At 74.7% G+C, this 869-nt stretch carries 1 protein-coding gene; it reads left to right on the forward strand.

Going from position 1 to position 869, the window contains the following annotated elements; translation table 11 throughout:
* Positions 1-869 (forward strand): histidine kinase dimerization/phospho-acceptor domain-containing protein (locus tag NS184_RS01275; RefSeq protein WP_152997994.1); only part of this gene is annotated, 869 nt, incomplete at both ends.

Consider the following 869-nt stretch of genomic DNA (forward strand, 5'->3'; position numbering starts at 1 on the left):
GGATCGGGGTCGTCGGGGTCCGGCTCGTCCGATGCGCAGCCGGACCCGGACAACGAGTTCATCGGCGCGCCGGGCCAGGCGGCCGGGACCGTCGTGGCCGTCCTCCGCTCGGGCTCCACGGTGCTCGCCGGCTACACCGACAACGCGGGGCGGCAGCACGGGCTCACCACCGCACAGGAGCGCACGCTGTCGGCGATCGACCCCGACGGCACGCCGGTCACGGTGCAGCTCGGAGCGCTCGGCACCTACCGGGCGCAGGCCGTCGGCAGCGGCGGGGACGTCTTCGTGACCGCGCTCCCCCTCGGGGCGCTCGACTCCACGATCGCCCGGCTCACCCTCGTCTTCGGCGGTGTCACCCTGCTCGGGCTGCTCGTCGCCGCGTGGGCCATCGCACTGACCGTCCGACGCGCCCTGCGACCGCTCGAACGCGTCGCCGGGGTCGCCTCCGACGTCGCGGCGCTCGATCTCGAAGGCGGCGACACCGCCATCACGGCGCGCGTCGAGCGAGCCGACCTCACCGCGAACCGCGAGGTCGGGCAGGTCGGCACCGCGCTCAACCGACTGCTCGGCCACGTCGGTCAGGCGCTCACCGTGCGCCGCGAGGCCGAGTCCACCATGCGCACGTTCGTCGCCGATGCATCGCACGAACTCCGTACCCCGATCGCCACCGTCCGGGCCTACGCCGAGCTGTCGGCGTCCTCGCGGGACCTCGACGCGGTGCACGCGAACGTCGGCCGGATCGCGACCGAGGCCGTCCGCATGGGCGACCTCGTCGAGGAGCTGCTGCTGCTCGCCCGCCTCGATGCCCGCGCGCTCGCCGGCGCCCCACCGCTCGCCGTCGACGCGGTCGACCTGACCTCGATCGTGGT

Origin of the sequence: Curtobacterium luteum (assembly GCF_001475545.1) — a bacterium.
GTDB classification, from domain to species: Bacteria; Actinomycetota; Actinomycetes; order Actinomycetales; family Microbacteriaceae; genus Curtobacterium; species Curtobacterium luteum_A.